Annotated in this window: 14 protein-coding genes and 2 pseudogenes; 7 read left to right on the top strand and 9 right to left on the bottom strand. The window is 69.2% G+C overall.

From position 1 onward, the window contains the following. Nucleotides 1-24: 24 nt before the first annotated feature. The gene (locus G6N60_RS15410; protein ID WP_163738824.1) at nt 25-423 is read right to left on the bottom strand and encodes a nuclear transport factor 2 family protein; all 399 of its coding nucleotides are present in this window, start codon (nt 421-423) and stop codon (nt 25-27) included. 126 nt (nt 424-549) lie between these two features. Between G6N60_RS15410 and G6N60_RS15405 the strand changes: the two genes are divergently transcribed. Continuing rightward, the gene (locus tag G6N60_RS15405; protein WP_163738821.1) at nt 550-1,350 is read left to right on the top strand and encodes a helix-turn-helix domain-containing protein; all 801 of its coding nucleotides are present in this window, start codon (nt 550-552) and stop codon (nt 1,348-1,350) included. A 26-nt stretch (nt 1,351-1,376) separates the two neighbouring features. Here G6N60_RS15405 and G6N60_RS15400 read toward each other — a convergent pair whose 3' ends face one another. Next, on the bottom strand, nt 1,377-1,763 hold the full coding sequence (locus G6N60_RS15400; protein WP_163738818.1) for a type II toxin-antitoxin system RelB family anti-toxin: 387 nt from the start codon (nt 1,761-1,763) through the stop codon (nt 1,377-1,379). Further along, nucleotides 1,760-2,005 (bottom strand): annotated as a pseudogene (locus G6N60_RS15395) (type II toxin-antitoxin system RelE/ParE family toxin); the annotation flags it as partial. The pseudogene G6N60_RS15395 and the gene G6N60_RS15400, both read right to left, overlap by 4 nt. 119 nt (nt 2,006-2,124) lie before the next feature. Between G6N60_RS15395 and G6N60_RS15390 the strand changes: the two are divergent. Beyond that, nucleotides 2,125-4,671: a CocE/NonD family hydrolase gene (locus tag G6N60_RS15390; RefSeq protein WP_179969700.1), complete on the top strand. Its 2,547-nt coding sequence runs from the start codon at nt 2,125-2,127 to the stop codon at nt 4,669-4,671. 80 nt (nt 4,672-4,751) lie between these two features. On the opposite strand, the gene G6N60_RS15385 is transcribed toward G6N60_RS15390, so the two are convergent. Continuing rightward, a complete protein-coding gene (locus G6N60_RS15385) occupies nt 4,752-5,144 on the bottom strand; it encodes a MerR family transcriptional regulator (protein WP_163738815.1) in 393 nt (130 codons plus the stop codon). Between the two features lie 26 nt (nt 5,145-5,170). Here G6N60_RS15385 and G6N60_RS15380 point away from each other — a divergent pair, with 26 nt between their 5' ends. Together G6N60_RS15380 and G6N60_RS15375 are read left to right on the top strand one after the other, a co-directional pair. Continuing rightward, nucleotides 5,171-6,007 carry a TIGR03619 family F420-dependent LLM class oxidoreductase gene (locus G6N60_RS15380; protein ID WP_163738812.1) on the top strand — a complete coding sequence of 279 codons (837 nt, stop codon included), beginning with the start codon at nt 5,171-5,173 and terminating at the stop codon, nt 6,005-6,007. Nucleotides 6,008-6,065: 58 nt separating this feature from the next. Then, the gene (locus tag G6N60_RS15375) at nt 6,066-6,215 is read left to right on the top strand and encodes a hypothetical protein (protein WP_163738809.1); all 150 of its coding nucleotides are present in this window, start codon (nt 6,066-6,068) and stop codon (nt 6,213-6,215) included. Nucleotides 6,216-6,222: 7 nt separating this feature from the next. Here G6N60_RS15375 and G6N60_RS15370 read toward each other — a convergent pair whose 3' ends face one another. The 3 genes from G6N60_RS15370 to G6N60_RS15360 all read right to left on the bottom strand — a co-directional run bounded on the left by G6N60_RS15370 (nt 6,223) and on the right by G6N60_RS15360 (nt 8,046). Next, nucleotides 6,223-6,657, bottom strand: coding sequence for an SRPBCC family protein (locus G6N60_RS15370; RefSeq protein ID WP_163738806.1), 435 nt, complete (start codon nt 6,655-6,657; stop codon nt 6,223-6,225). After that, the gene (locus G6N60_RS15365; protein ID WP_163738803.1) at nt 6,657-7,505 is read right to left on the bottom strand and encodes a 1-acyl-sn-glycerol-3-phosphate acyltransferase; all 849 of its coding nucleotides are present in this window, start codon (nt 7,503-7,505) and stop codon (nt 6,657-6,659) included. The genes G6N60_RS15370 and G6N60_RS15365 overlap by 1 nt, the downstream gene beginning before the upstream one ends. A gap of 181 nt (nt 7,506-7,686) precedes the next feature. After that, entirely contained in the window at nt 7,687-8,046 is a 360-nt protein-coding gene (locus tag G6N60_RS15360) for an ANTAR domain-containing protein (protein ID WP_163738801.1), read from the bottom strand. 270 nt (nt 8,047-8,316) lie between these two features. On the opposite strand from G6N60_RS15360, the gene G6N60_RS15355 reads away from it, so the two are divergent. Continuing rightward, a complete protein-coding gene (locus G6N60_RS15355) occupies nt 8,317-9,687 on the top strand; it encodes a hemolysin family protein (RefSeq protein ID WP_163738798.1) in 1,371 nt (456 codons plus the stop codon). Further along, on the top strand, nt 9,680-10,690 hold the full coding sequence (locus tag G6N60_RS15350) for a hemolysin family protein (protein ID WP_163738795.1): 1,011 nt from the start codon (nt 9,680-9,682) through the stop codon (nt 10,688-10,690). The genes G6N60_RS15355 and G6N60_RS15350 overlap by 8 nt, the downstream gene beginning before the upstream one ends. Nucleotides 10,691-10,712: 22 nt before the next feature. Here the strand turns inward: G6N60_RS15350 and G6N60_RS15345 are convergent, their stop codons facing one another. Beyond that, the gene (locus tag G6N60_RS15345) at nt 10,713-12,176 is read right to left on the bottom strand and encodes an alpha/beta hydrolase (protein WP_372511084.1); all 1,464 of its coding nucleotides are present in this window, start codon (nt 12,174-12,176) and stop codon (nt 10,713-10,715) included. Nucleotides 12,177-12,538: 362 nt separating this feature from the next. Between G6N60_RS15345 and G6N60_RS15340 the strand changes: the two are divergent. Further along, a pseudogene (locus tag G6N60_RS15340) lies at nt 12,539-13,294 on the top strand (L,D-transpeptidase); the annotation flags it as partial. Here the strand turns inward: G6N60_RS15340 and G6N60_RS15335 are convergent. Continuing rightward, nucleotides 13,291-13,998: a TetR/AcrR family transcriptional regulator gene (locus tag G6N60_RS15335; RefSeq protein ID WP_163738789.1), complete on the bottom strand. Its 708-nt coding sequence runs from the start codon at nt 13,996-13,998 to the stop codon at nt 13,291-13,293. The pseudogene G6N60_RS15340 and the gene G6N60_RS15335 sit on opposite strands and share 4 nt — an antisense overlap. Between the last annotated feature and the right edge of the window lie 5 nt (nt 13,999-14,003).

The following is a 14,003-nucleotide window of genomic DNA, read 5'->3' as shown; positions in this document are numbered from 1 at the left end:
TCGACCTGGAGTGGATCCGGTCAACTATCGCGCGGCCGTGGGGAACTCCGTCGGGTCGTAGCGGATGACGTTCTCGATCACCAGTCCGTCGCGCGCCCGGACGCGGTCCAGACCGCGAAACGAGAAGGGCCCGTCCGGGCCGGTTCCCTCGCCGGTGTAGTGCAGGAAGACCAGTTCCTCACCCGCTTGCTCGCCGGGGACCGTTGCGCTGTCGACGAGTCGTAGTCGAAGGTCGGGAATGGCTTCGAGCAGGTCGCGGATCTTCGCGGTGTACGCGTCCAGTCCCCGTACCGGCGCGGTGTCACCAGGCCAGTAGCCGACGATGTCCTCGGCCAGGATGTCCGCCCCGCGCGACATGACGGGCGCAGCCCAGAAGGCGGCCCACAGCTCGGCGCTGAACTTCGGTGGAACCGTTGCGGTCATGGCGTCCTCGTTTCGTGTGGGCGTTCGCTCGAACGCTTCAGGAACCACGATTGCGCCACGGGTGTCGCGGCGCAATTACCTCCGACGTCATCGCCCCGCCGCACGGAGGATGGCTACGGTTGGCTGATGGGTGAGGCGGCAGTCGGGGTCCTACTGCGTCAGTGGCGGGCCCGACGCAGGGTCAGCCAACTCGGGTTGGCGCTGGACGTGGGCGTCTCGGCGCGACACCTCAGCTTCGTCGAGTCGGGGCGGTCCAGACCCAGCGCCGAACTCCTGATCGCCCTGACCGATGGACTGAATGTCCCCTTGCGCGAACGCAATACGCTGCTGTTGGCCGCCGGCTACGCCCCGCGTTACCCCGCCCACGCGCTCGACGACGCCGCATTGCGACCCGCGCGCGAGGCCGTTCAGCGTCTGCTCGACGCACACGACCCCTACCCGGGCGTCCTCATCGACCGCTGCTGGAACATCCTGGCGGCCAACGCGGCGGCGAGGACGCTGATGGCGGGAATTCCGGCGGAGCTGTTGGGTCCGCCGACCAACGTCTACCGCGTGTGCTTGCACCCGGACGGGCTCGCCGCACGGACCGTCAACTTCGAGGAGTGGGCGTCCTACCTACTGGCCCAGCTGCGACGCACCATCGCGGTCACCGGTGACTCGACGGTGCTGGCTCTCGATGCCGAGGTGCGTGCCTACCCGAACGTGGCACACGGCCTCGATGCGGCGGGTGACAGCGCAGCGCTACTGGTTCCGCTCGTGCTCGACGTCGATGGACGACGACTGTCCATGTTCACCACCCTGACGACGTTCGGCATGCCGCTCGACGTCACGCTCGATGAGCTGGCCGTCGAATTGTTCTATCCCGCAGACGATGTCACGGCTCGACTGCTGCGCGACATGGGTGAGGCGCCGGGCCGTCCCGGCTAGGATGCATCGACGACTCACCGTCCCGGTCACGGCGCGGTGATGGTGATGTGGAGGCGCTTGCCGCAAGCGGCAGCGAGCCTTTCGCGAGCCTCGATGCCCGGCATGCGGGCGCCGTTTTCCCATGCGGCGACGGCGGATTGGCTGGTCTTCATGGCTGCGGCGAGCTGAGTCTGGGTAAGGCCGGCGCCGGTGCGGGCGGTGTAGACCAATTCAGCGAGGTCCATCGCCCGGCCGGCGTCGTAGTAGGCCTGGTCGTAGGTCTGCTGCTGCTCGGCAGTGAGGGCGGCCTGGCGCTTCGCGCGGGCGGTTCGATGATCGACCCCGCTCCGCCTGGCGGCGGCCGTCTTGACGCCTTTCTTCCTGGCGGCGGGGGGCTTGTTGGCGGTCGCCGACGTCACGATCACGGTCTTCATCCCTTCCTGTTGCGGTGGCGCCGCAATGCCTTGCGTGCGCGGATGACTTCATCGCGCTCGTTGTGGCGTTGTTTGCGGAACGTGGTCAGGGTGATCAGTTGGCGGTCTGGCTCGGCGGTATAGGTGATGCGCTGGTTCACCTGGCCGCAGCGAAAGCGTAGCTCCCACAATTTATCTGCGAGATAGCGATTGTGTGGCATTCCGAGCGTCAGGCCGTCGGTGGCGAGCCGGTCCAGGGCCTGGTCGACCTGCGCGAGTTCGCGTCAACAGCCGTTTCGTCCGACTCCCTCGTCTCCCACGGCGAGAACCGGTTTTGCCCGAAGCGGCACGAGGCGCGTGCCGCGACGGTAAGTAGTTACCCATGGGTGCATCGGCGTACGTGGGGCGAGTCGGCGGGTTGGCAGTGGCACTCGGAATCGGAGCCGCGGTCTTCCTCGGGCACGGAGTCGCCGCGGCCGACACCACGGGTAGCTCCGGGTCGACCACCTCGTCCTCGTCGGGGTCCGGCCAGTCGTCGACGAAGTCCACGACCGCAGGTGCGGCGGCGTCGAACAAGGCGTCGGACACCGCCTCGGACAAGGCGTCGAAGGACACGACCAAGACCGCCTCGGGATCCAGTGACTCCACGCCGGCGGCATCGGACGCGACCACCAATGCCGCGGGCTCCACGGCCACCGTCACGAAGCCGAAGAAGAAATCCTCCACCGCAACGCAATCGGCGAAGACCGACCATGACGCGGGCGCCAAGGCCACCACGTCGTCGCCCCCGACGTCGTCGTCGAAATCGGAGTCGACGTCGGCTTCGACACCGACGGTCACCGTCCATGGCGCAACGACGACGAGCACCGCGGCAGACGATGGTTCCGCCTCGAAGACCACCGCGCCGAAGACCGCCGCGCCGAAGACCATCGCGCCGAAGACCACCGCGACGACGGTCGACGTCGCCGAAACGCCGACGACCACTGCGACCGCCGAGGTGACGCCCACGGCTGCGCCGACGGCCCCGGCCGACACGGTGGCAGCCGTCGTGTCGCAGGCGGTCAGCGCGCTGTTGAGCCCACTGGCAGGCGACAAGCCCACGTCCCCGGTGGAATCGCCGCTGTCGTGGGTCGCCGTGGCGGCGGCGCGCAAGGAGCTCGGCACCGACACCCCCGCCGTCACCGAGGTCGCCGATATCGCCACGACGTCTGCCGTCGTCACCCCGACCGCCGCGACCACCGCCGCGATCGCACCCCCGGTGAACGTCGTCGCCATCCCACAGGTACCCCTCCTGACGGCCCTCGGACTGCAGCGGGTGCCGATCATCGGGCAGTTGTTCGTGACGCCCATCGTGGCGTTCGTCAACTCGATCCCCATCGTCGGCGACATCCTGCACCCCATCTTCGGCTACCCGCTGCAGGCAGGACTTCCGGCGGGCAGCCCCCAGCCGGAGGACGTCCGGATCATCTCGTTCGACGGGACCCAGATCAACGTCCACTTCATGCCTGCCGCCGGATTGCTGGCCGGGCAGCAGGCGCCGACCATCCTCGAGGGACCCGGGCTGGGCATGCCGGGCGCGACCAACCTGAACGGCACGCCGCTGGACGGCATCATCGAGGACAATCTGGGTCAGATCGGCATCGGGACGCTGCGCGACGCCGGCTACAACGTCGTCACGTGGGATCCGCGCGGAGAGTACTTCTCGGGTGGCCAGCTCGAACTCGACTCGCCCGACTACGAGGCGCGCGACGTGTCGTCGATCATCAGCTGGGTGGCCCAGCAGCCCGAGGCGAAGCTCGACGGTCCCAACGATCCACGCCTCGGCATGGTGGGCGTGTCGTACGGCGGGGGCATCCAATTGGTCACTGCCGCAATCGATCACCGCATCGACGCCATCGTCCCCACCATTGCGTGGAACACGTTGAACGACGCGCTCTATCCGAACCAGGACTTCAAGAGCGGGTGGGGAACGCTGCTCACCGCCGCCCTGCTGGCCACGTTCGCCCGGCCGGACCCGGCGGTGTATCCGGCCGCCGTCTACGGAGACCTGACGACCATGCTGACCCAGGCGCAGCAGGACCTCCTCGCGGCGAGGGGTCCCGGGGGCGCGCTCGATCTGGTCAGCCAGATCACGGCGCCGACCCTGCTCTTCCAGGGCACCGTCGACACGTTGTTCCCGCTGGCCGAAGCCGACCTGAACGCCAAGGACCTGATCGCTGCGGGCGTGCCCACCAAGGTGGTGTGGTTTTGCGGGGGCCACGGCGTGTGCACCAACAACGTGTTCGACCCGACGGATGGTCAGGTGATTCAGCAGGAGACCCTGGCCTGGCTGGCGCGCTACGTCATGGGCAACACTGCGGTGTCGACCGGACCGCAGTTTCAGTGGGTCGACCAGCGCGGCCAGTACTACTCGTCGAACGTCTACCCGGTGCCGACCGGCGCCCCGATCGTGGCGACGAGCACCACGCCGAGCACCCTTCCGATCGTGCCCCTGCTCGGCGGATCGGGGCCGCTCCTGGGCGTCCTGCCGATCGGTGGCACCCAAGCCTTCAACGCCATCAACCTGCGGGTTCCGGCCGCCACGACGACCACCTACGTCGTCGGCGCGCCGCAACTCACGCTCACCTATTCGGGCGTCGGCGTGAGCCGCTTCGTCTACGCCCAGCTGGTCGACGACAGCACCGGGGAGGTGCTCGGCAATCAGGTCACGCCGATACCGGTCACCCTGAACGGCAAGACGCAGACGGTCAGCATGCCGCTGAACATGGTGGCCGCCACCCTGCGGCCGGGGCAGAGCGTGACGCTGCAGCTGGTGGCGTCCTCGGCGGACTTCGAGACGGCCTTGGCGCTGGGCGCGCTGACCGTGTCGAGCATGACGCTGTCGCTACCGACGGCCGACCCGTCCGCCGTCACGACGACCGTGGTGTAGGTCTGCGTTTAGGCCCGGATGGCCACTCGCGGTGCGCGTTCGACCTCGCGCCGTTCAGACGTGGCCGTGCATAGGCTATTTCAGTCCGTGGTCAGCGCCCCGCGCAGTCTGCTGAGATAACGGTCGAGCGCAATACGGCTGGTCTGTAGGTGTTCGATGCGGTCGTCGAGTCGATTCATCTCGCGCGCAAGGGCACTCAGGATCTCGGGACAGGGTTCGATGGTGGGTTCGTGACCGGACGCGCAGGGCAGGATCTGACGGATGGTGTCGGTCGGCAGGCCGGCGTCGAGCAGTCCGCGGATCTGGGCCACGGTCGTCACGCTGTCCGGGAAGTACCGGCGATAACCGTTGTCGGCACGGACCGGTCGTAGCAGCCCCTGCTGCTCGTAGTAACGCAACATTCGGGCCGAGGCGCCCGATCGTTTCGACAACTCGCCGATCGAGAGCGACGGGCCTGGGGTTGACCTTGACATTGATGTCAGACTTTAGCATTCGAGCCATGGAGACCGGCATGAAGCTGAGTGTGGCGTTGTCCAACGACGAGAACGTCATCGGCCCCGAGCTCATCGTGGAGCAGGCGCGTGTGGCGGATCGATTGGGCTACGCGGGGGTGTGGTTGCCCGACCACCTGCTCCCGCCGGAGCCCTACGGTGAGGTGTACGGCGGCGTCTACGAGCCCTTGATCCTGCTGTCTTACGTGGCCGCGGTGACGACCCGGGTCGTACTGGGAACGACGGTCATCATCGCGCCGCTGCGGGAGCCGGTGCTGCTGGCCAAACAGCTTGCGACACTGGAGCGCCTAGCGCCCGGGCGAATCGTGTTCGGCCTCGGGGTCGGCTGGGAAGAGCGCGAGTTCGACGCCCTCGGCGTCCCCTTCGCCGAGCGGGGTGCACGCACTGACGAGATGATCGACCTCATCAATGCGTGGCACCGCGGTGAATCAACTAGCGCCAGCCGGTTCTTCGGATCGGGCGCCGGCGTGTTCGAGCCTCGGCCCACCGCCCCGATCGCCGTGATGGTCGGAGGTATGACGGGACCCGCGCTACGCCGGGTGGCTCGCGTCGCCGACCGCTGGCAGGCGTTCGGCATCCCGCCGGAGGAATTCCGTTCCCGGCGCGAGGAATTGGATCGTTTGACGCAGCCGCGCCGGGTATCGGCCGGCATCATGCTTTCCCGACGCGATGGTGACGAGCCCGTCGCTGAGCTGCTCGACCTGTTGCACGGGTACGAGCGGGCAGGTGCCGACGAGGTGACGATCCACTTTGGGCCCAGCGCGCAGACGTCTGCGCCGATGACGGAATTGATGGACCGTTGGCGGAGCGATCACCGGTACTGAGGCGTGCGGGGCCTATCGGGCGCAGGTCATCCACGCGCACGGTGCCGACGCGGTCGAATTGACCTGCGGTACCTACAGCCAGCGCAGTCTTTATCTCGCAACGCAATCGGCGATCGGCGCCAAGAGCCAGGGTTCGGTGGACCCCTCCACCGAGCTGCCGAACTACGCCGGGTTCCTCGACGGCCAGTTTCTGCCGGCGGCCGCCTGAACCAAACTCAGGACTCGACGAGTGCCCGCAGGTCGGCGAGGCTGGCGGCCAGCGTGCGGCCGACCTGTCCCGCGGCGATGCGATCGGCGAGCAGTCCGAGGACGCCGCCCGGTGACTGGTAGGTCAGCCGGAAGGTGACCTTGGTGCTGCCCGCGCCGGCGTCGCGCAGCCGGAAGCGGCCGCGCTGGCTGACGCCGGTGATGGCCAGCCACGCCAGATCGCGGGCGTCGTCGTACTCGACGAGTTCGATGACGCCGCCGACCGGGGCGGCACCGATCCTCCAGTGGACCGTGTAGCGGGAGCCGATGTCGGCGGGGCCGTCGGTGACGGTGTCCCAGCGTTCCAGGTTGCGCATGAACTCGGGGTAGCGGCTGGGGTCGCTGACGACGTCCCACACGGCGTGGCGATCGGCCTTCACGATCAGCTCGCGTTCGACCCGCATCAGCCGATCACCGGAAACTTGCGCTCGGCCGCGAGACGGTCGACGGCGGATTGCAGGCTCGCCAGGACGGCGGCGTTGACCGTCTCGTCGTCGCCGTCGACGTCGATCGGGTCCTGCACCTCGATGGTGATCTTCGCCGGCAGGGGGAAGTGCAATGCCAGGTCGCTGACGTTGACGCCCCACGGCAGCGCCAGGGAGATGGGCACGCTCTTGAGGCGGAGCAGCTTGTCGACGCGCAGCAGCTTGGCGAGCCACTGGCCGCGATCGAGGAACAGTGCGGTCTCCTGACCGCCGACGCTGGCGATCGGGACGATCGGCACACCGGCTTCGCGGGCCAGCTGCACGTACCCCATGCGGCCGCCGAAGTCGACGACGTTGCGCTCCCACGACGGCCGGAACACCTCGTAGTCGCCACCGGGATAGACGAGCAGCGCGCTCGCCCGGCCGGCCTGCAGCGCCATGCGGGCGTTCTCCGAGTTGGCCGCGACCGTGCCGAACTTGCGCAGCCAACTCAGCCCCGGAGCGGTGACCACGAGGTTGTGGGCCAGCTGGTAGAAGGGCCGCTCGACGCCGAAGTAGGAACAGAAGGCCAGGGTGAAGATCGCCGTGTCGGGCGGCACGTTGCCGCCACTGTGGTTGCCCACCAACAGAACTGGCTTGTCGGCGGGTATCCGGTGCATGCCGCGCACGTCGGCACGGAAGTACAGCGACGCGAGCAGCCATGTGCCGGGCAGCATGTCGCGGATGTAGTCGGGGTCGCGCTGATCGAGATCGGCGCGCGGCACGCGTGACGCCACCTGTTCGCGCGCCCAGTTGAAGAGGTCGTCCGCGGTCGATCGCACCGTCATCGCGACCGGCTCCTTCGATCGTGCGCGGCCGCTCTCGCCCGCTGCCCGTCATTGCCGGTGCTGCTCACCATGACCCCGTCCCCGTCGACTGCCCGCCGGACACGGCGGTGCCTGAGGTTGCCCCGCTGACCACCGGGTGAAACGTGCGGCGCGGGGGAGCGCCCCGGGGTCGGCTCAATGCTCAGTCCTCAGAAGGGCTTTGGGACGGCCGGACCCGCTCGTGGGCGGTCAGCAGCAGGTGGTCGCAGATCGCGCGCAGCGCCGGCGTCTCCGCCCGGGTGGCGCGCGGCACGTCGTCGAGGAGTTGCTGCGCGAGCTGCCACAGCTTGACGTTGGTCTCCTGCGACCTCCGCCGCAGGACCTCGAAGGCCTTGCGAGCGTCGACGTCGTAGACGAGCATCAGCATGCCCTTGGCCTGGTCGATGATCGTGCGGTGGGCGAGGAAGTCGGTGAGCTCGCGTTCGGTGCCGAAGATGTCGCGACCTCGCTGCGGTCGTCTGGTGTTCTCGGCCGGAGCCCTGCGGTCCGGGCACTCGGACATGCCCTCCTCCTTTCTGTCCGACCGCGGAAGCACGTCGGCCGCCGGGTCGGCGCAGCACGAACAAGTGTTTACCCAAATGCATAGGTAATCAATCTAATTTACTCCGACGTCGACGGGCAACGGCGAGCCTGGGAACTTTCTGGGCCGACCCATTCGTCGTACTGGGTGAGTACCCCATCCCCGACGACCAGAAAGAGCGATGAGACGCGCCCGGCGCCACCACCGAACGCCCCCATTCACGCATGACACAGGCACGTTCGAAGGCCCGCCGTGGCTACGGCGCTGAGCATCGCCCTCGGGGTCGTCGTCGTGGTCGCGATCACGGCCCTCACGGGGTACTTCGTCGCCCAGGAATTCGCCTACATGGCCGTGGACCGATCGCGGCTGACGGCCCGCGCCGAGGCCGGTGACGCCGCCGCGGCACGCGCGCTGACGATCACCCGCCGCACCTCGTTCATGCTGTCGGGCGCGCAACTGGGCATCACGGTGACCGGTCTGCTCGTCGGCTACGTCGCCGAACCGTTGATCGGCGACGGCCTCGGGGAGGTGCTCGGCGGCGTCGGCATGGCGCCCGCGGTCGGCGTCGCCGTCGGTGCGGTCGTCGCCGTCCTGTTCTCCACCGTCGTGCAGATGGTCGCGGGGGAGTTGGTGCCCAAGAACCTGGCGATCGCCAGGCCCGAACTGCTCGCCACGTCGCTGTCGAGGTCCACCACGATCTACCTGACGCTGTTCGGCTGGCTCATCGCGCTGTTCGACGCGGCCTCGAACCTCCTGCTGCGCGCCCTGCGGATCGAGCCGGTCCACGACGTCGAGCACTCGGCCACCGCCCGCGACCTCGAGCACATCGTCGCCGAATCCCGTGACACCGGCGAATTGCCGCCCGAATTGTCGACGCTGCTCGACCGGGTGCTCGACTTCCCCACGCGCACAGCCGAACACGCCATGATTCCCCGCGCGCGAGTCGACGCGGTGACGGCCGCCGAGCCCGCGGCAGAGGTGCTGGCGAAGATGGCGGTCGGCCACACCCGCTACCCGGTCACCGGAACGTCGCCCGACGACGTGGTGGGCGTGGTGCACCTGCACGACCTGCTCGGGGCCGCGCCCACCGTCACCGCCGGCGCGCTCTGCCGGCCCGCCGTGATCGTGGCGACCACGCAACCGCTGCCCGGCGTCCTGGAGGCGCTGACGGATGCGGGGCAGGAGATGGCGCTCGTCATCGACGAATACGGCGGCTTCGCCGGCATCCTGACCGTCGAGGACATGGCCGAGGAACTCGTCGGTGAGATCGCCGACGAGCACGACGCCGAGCTCGACGGCGGCGGCATCACTCCGCTCGGAGACGGCTGGTCGATCCGCGGCGACGTGCACCTCGACGAGGTTGCGCGAACCCTGGGCCTGGACCTGCCCGAGGGTGACTACGAGACGTTGGCGGGGCTGGTGATCGCGACGTTCGGCACCCTGCCCGCCGTCGGCGATCGCGTCGCCGTCCCGCTGCAGCGCGCCGCCGCCGACCTGGTCCACGGAACGACCGCCGTCGATCGCACCCTGCTCGCCGAGGTCACGTCGGTGGAACACTACGTCCCCGCGTCGGTGCTGGTGCGGCTGCGCACCCCGGCGGACGCGAAGGCCGACGATGAGTAGCCCGTGGGTCGTGCTCGCCGTGACCATCGGATTGATCGCGGCCAGCGCGTTCTTCGTCGCCGTCGAGTTCGCGCTGATCGCCGCCCGTCGGTCACGGCTGGAAGACGCTGCGCCGCACAGCCGTTCGGCCAGAGCGGCGTTGCGCAGCGCGTCGGAACTGTCGGTCCTGCTGGCGGGTTCGCAGCTCGGCATCACCGTCTGCACCCTGGCCCTCGGCGCGGTGACGAAGCCGGCCGTCCACCACTGGCTCACCCCGGCCTTCACCGGGTGGGGCGCGCCACCGTGGCTGGCCGACGTCGCGGGTTTCGTGCTGGCGCTGCTCGTCGTCACCTTCGTCCACCTGGTCGTCGGCGAGATGGCCCCCAAGTCCTGGGCGATCGCGCACCCCGAGAGATCGGCGACGATACTCGCAATTCCCATGCGCGCCTTCATGTTCCTCGCGCGACCGGTCGTCGGCCAGCTCAACCGGTGGGCCAACTGGTGCCTGCGCAGGGTGGGCGTCACGCCCGTCGACCAGGTGGGCACGGGCCAGAATCCGCAGGCCCTACGGGCGCTGGTCGAGCACTCCGCCACCGTCGGCACCCTCGAGGAGCGCTACCGCGGACACCTCGCCAGCGCACTGGAACTCGAGGCGCTGACCGTGGCGGACGTCGTGCGGCCCGACGCGCGGCCGAGCAGCGTGCCCGGGGCGGCCACCTGCGGCGAGATTCGCGAGGCGGGCAAGCGCACCGGTCACCTCCGACTGCTGGTGCGCGACGGCGGCGGCGTCCACGGGGTCGTGCACGTGCGGGACAGCCTGACCGCCGCGCCAGGCAGCACGGCCGCCGATCTGGCACGGCCCGCGCCGTCCCTCGACGCGTCGATTCCGGTCTACGAGGCGTTGGCGACGATGCGGGAACGGCGCAGCCATCTGTGCACCGTCACCCGCGACGGCGACGTCGTCGGGGTGATCACCCTCACCGACGTGCTGCAGCGGCTGCTGCGGTCGGGTCGGCCCGGGTGACGAGCCGGCTCCGCCGCGCCCGTCACTGCGGCGCGGCGGGAGCGGTGATCTGCCCGGCCACCCACGGCAGCGCCTCGGAGAACGCATATGCGGCGAACTGCCACGTGTGGAACGTGGCGACGGTGTGGACCGTGCAGGAGATGCCGACCTTGAGGCCCGCGTTGCACAGGTCCTGCGCCGCGCCGACCTGGTCCTCGGCGCCGTTCTTCCACTCGTCGTGGCCGCCGAATCCCAGCGCGTTCGCCGGCTGGGGCGGGGGGTGGAAGCCGCCGGAGGGCAGCAGCTTCTTCATCTGCTCGTCGGAGACCGGCGGGGTGTCCTCGAACCATCCCGAGACGCCGACGTAGGGGCCGTGCTTGGCCATCACCGTCATCGGATCGTAGGCGGCCCACTGTGCGGCGTCGCCACCGAAGAGACGGTCGATGGTCTGCTGCTTGGTCCCCGAGATCGGCCCGTGGTCACCGGCGATGTCCTCGAAGACGTGGAACAGCTCGGGGTGGGTGACGGTGAGATCCACCGCGCAGGTGCCGCCCATGGACCATCCCACGACGGCCCAGTTGGCCGGATCGGCCGAGCTCCCGAACTCCGAGACCACGTACGGCCGAACGTCTTTGGTGAGGTGGTCGGCCGCGTTGCCGCGGGGTCCGTTGACGCATTCGGTGTCGTTGTTGAAGCTGCCGCCGGAGTCGACGAAGACGAAGATCGGCGCCTGGCCGCCGTGGGCCTTGGCGTAGCCGTCGATGGTGGGCGTCACGTTGCCGCTGCGCATCCAGTCCGCCGGGGTGTTGAACTCACCGCCGATCATCATCACCACGGGCAGACGCGGCGGGGTGTTGCCGGCGAACCACGCCGGCGGCAGCCACACGTATTCGTTGCGGTGCTTGAAACCGCTTGCGGTGTCCGGGATCTCGACTTCGACGAACTTGCCCGTCGTTGGCTTTTCGGCCCGCAGGCCGGGTAGGTCGGCGACGTCGACCTGGCCGGGCAGCGGACCCGCCGTCAAACCGCCCCACGCTGCCTGCAGGGTCGGGTAGTAGCCGACCCACTGGTTCAGGGCCAGCAGCGCCATGAAGAACGACAGGGGTATGGCCAGTACCGACAGGGTGCGCCTGCGCCATCCGGTGGCTCGCCAGCCCAGTACCGCCACGGCGACCGCGCCCACGAAGACGCCGACCCAGATCCACAGCGTCACCGGCGCCGGGTCGGACGCCAGCCCCTGAGTGTCGGTGTAGAGCCGGGCCCCGAGCGCACCGAGCACGGCCAACCCCACGCTGACCGGCACCCAGAGCAGGCGCCACCGCTTGGTGCGCCAGCCCACGACGGCCACGACCGCAACCACGGTGACGATCTCCACGGTGAGTGGAAACCACCCGCCGAGTAGCGACACGCCGCTGCTGAACTGATGGAAGTCCGGCGGCGGCAGTTGTGGCGCGGGCGTCGGCGTCGGCGGCGGAACCGTCGGAGGACTCAGCGGCAGCCCGAACACGGTGTATGCGTTCCCTTCTCGTCACGACGGCCCGCAGCGACGATGCGGCGGGCCGCCATCCACGGTAGAGCCCGCCTCGTCCTGCGCGCATCCGTCGCAGGTCCGAGCGCCTCCGCGGGGGTCACGTGGGCGTCGGACGTCGGCCAGAGGGGGCCTGGCGAACGCCGCCGGACGGCTCCCAGCAACTTCACGAGCGAGTTCGACCTACGATGTGGCAGCTGATCTCTGCTCGTCGAAATGAGGAACCCATGGCAGGAGCGCGCCGAAGCTCGCTGATCCTGAGTGCCGTCGCCGCCGTACTGGCGACGACGTTCCTCGGTGCCGCGGGGGTGTCGCACGCCGACGACCCCGGCCTGCCGGGCGTGCACCTGACCGGTACGTCGGGCGCCCCGCTGCAGAACGGCGCGACCTACGGCATCGGCATGGTCGTCGTCGCGAAGTTCGACGCGCCCGTCGGTGACCGCGGCAGTGCCGAGCAGCAGCTCGACGTGACGACGACGCCTCCGGTGACCGGCGCCTGGCACTGGGTGAACGACACCACCGCGCACTGGCGTCCGCAGCAGTACTACGCCCCCGGGACGGTGGTCACCGTGACGCCGCCCGGCCAGCCGCCGCTGACCTTCACCATCGGCGCGTCCCACGTCTCGATCGCCGACGACGCCACCCATCAGGTCAGCGTCTACGACGGCGGGACGCTGGTGCGCACCATGCCGACGTCCATGGGTCGCGGCGGCACCGAGAAGGTCGGCAACACCACGCTGAGTTTCTGGACGCAGAACGGCATCTACACGGTGATGGACAAGAGCAACCCCGTGGTCATGGACTCGTCGACCTACGGGCTGCCCATCAACTCCCACCTCGGGTACAAGGAGAGCATCCCCTACGCGGTGCGCATCAGCACCGACGGCGTGTACCTGCACGAGCTGGACGCCACGGTCTCGGCGCAGGGGCACACCGACACCAGCCACGGTTGCCTGAACCTCAACCGCGCCAACGCCTCCTGGTTCTACGACTTCTCGGTCCCCGGCGACATCGTCGAGGTGAAGAACAGCGGCGGAAAGCCGCTGCAGCTCTGGCAGAACGGCGACTGGAGCGTGCCGTGGGAGCAGTGGGTCTAACGTTCCGCGGGCCCGTCGGGGGACGGTTCCGGTGAACCGAGGGTGCCGATCCCGGCGAGGATGAGGTCGATGCCGGCGAGGAATTGTTCGCGATCGTCGTGGTCGCGCATTTCCCCCGCGATCCGGTGCAGGAACGGGTATTTCGCGGGATCCTGCCGCGTCCATGCGTCGGCCACGTCGTCGAGGAACGCTGCCCGGTCGGTGTCGGGTGGAACGCGGCGCGCGTTGGCCGCATTCTGGCCTGCCACGCCGAGCACGTAGTTCAGCAGCGCGGACCCGGCGGCGAACTGCGCGTCCTCGGGCACGCCGAGCCGATGCAGCTGTCCGCCAAGGCCTTCGAAGATCTGCAGCATCGCGTACTGCCACGGTGACCGGGCGAGCTGGGCGCCCACCCACGGGTGCGCGTCGATGGCATCGAACGTGCCCAGGGCGATGGCCCGGATGACGTCGCGGGGGCCGGCGTCGAGGGTAACCCCCGCCATCACGCCGGCGACGACGTCGTCGGTGGCCGCGGTCAGCAACTCCTCCTTGTTGGCAACGTGCCAGTAGATCGCGCCCGCGCCGGTCGCCAGGCGCGCCGCCAGTGAGCGGAACGTCAGGGCGGTCTCGCCCTCGGCGTCGAGGATCTCGACGACGGTGGCGACGATCCGCGCCTTGGACAAGGCCTCCGCGCGGCGTCCAGTTCGCGGGCTCCTCGACGTCATGGCCC

Source organism: Mycolicibacterium madagascariense, assembly GCF_010729665.1.
Taxonomy (GTDB): Bacteria; Actinomycetota; Actinomycetes; order Mycobacteriales; family Mycobacteriaceae; genus Mycobacterium; species Mycobacterium madagascariense.
Note: the sequence above shows the minus strand (reverse complement) of the source record. Positions and strands in the feature narration are given on the sequence as shown.

What these genes read in the sequence shown, in the direction of transcription:
- G6N60_RS15370 (WP_163738806.1), bottom strand. Translation starts at nt 6,657, where the DNA reads ATGCGGGTCGAACGCGAGCTGATCGTGAAGGCCGATCGCCACGCCGTG.
- G6N60_RS15385 (WP_163738815.1), bottom strand. Translation starts at nt 5,144, where the DNA reads ATGTCAAGGTCAACCCCAGGCCCGTCGCTCTCGATCGGCGAGTTGTCG.
- G6N60_RS15380 (WP_163738812.1), top strand. Translation starts at nt 5,171, where the DNA reads ATGGAGACCGGCATGAAGCTGAGTGTGGCGTTGTCCAACGACGAGAAC.
- G6N60_RS15410 (WP_163738824.1), bottom strand. Translation starts at nt 423, where the DNA reads ATGACCGCAACGGTTCCACCGAAGTTCAGCGCCGAGCTGTGGGCCGCC.
- G6N60_RS15350 (WP_163738795.1), top strand. Translation starts at nt 9,680, where the DNA reads ATGAGTAGCCCGTGGGTCGTGCTCGCCGTGACCATCGGATTGATCGCG.
- G6N60_RS15400 (WP_163738818.1), bottom strand. Translation starts at nt 1,763, where the DNA reads ATGAAGACCGTGATCGTGACGTCGGCGACCGCCAACAAGCCCCCCGCC.
- G6N60_RS15335 (WP_163738789.1), bottom strand. Translation starts at nt 13,998, where the DNA reads ATGACGTCGAGGAGCCCGCGAACTGGACGCCGCGCGGAGGCCTTGTCC.
- G6N60_RS15360 (WP_163738801.1), bottom strand. Translation starts at nt 8,046, where the DNA reads ATGTCCGAGTGCCCGGACCGCAGGGCTCCGGCCGAGAACACCAGACGA.
- G6N60_RS15405 (WP_163738821.1), top strand. Translation starts at nt 550, where the DNA reads ATGGGTGAGGCGGCAGTCGGGGTCCTACTGCGTCAGTGGCGGGCCCGA.
- G6N60_RS15365 (WP_163738803.1), bottom strand. Translation starts at nt 7,505, where the DNA reads ATGACGGTGCGATCGACCGCGGACGACCTCTTCAACTGGGCGCGCGAA.
- G6N60_RS15390 (WP_179969700.1), top strand. Translation starts at nt 2,125, where the DNA reads ATGGGTGCATCGGCGTACGTGGGGCGAGTCGGCGGGTTGGCAGTGGCA.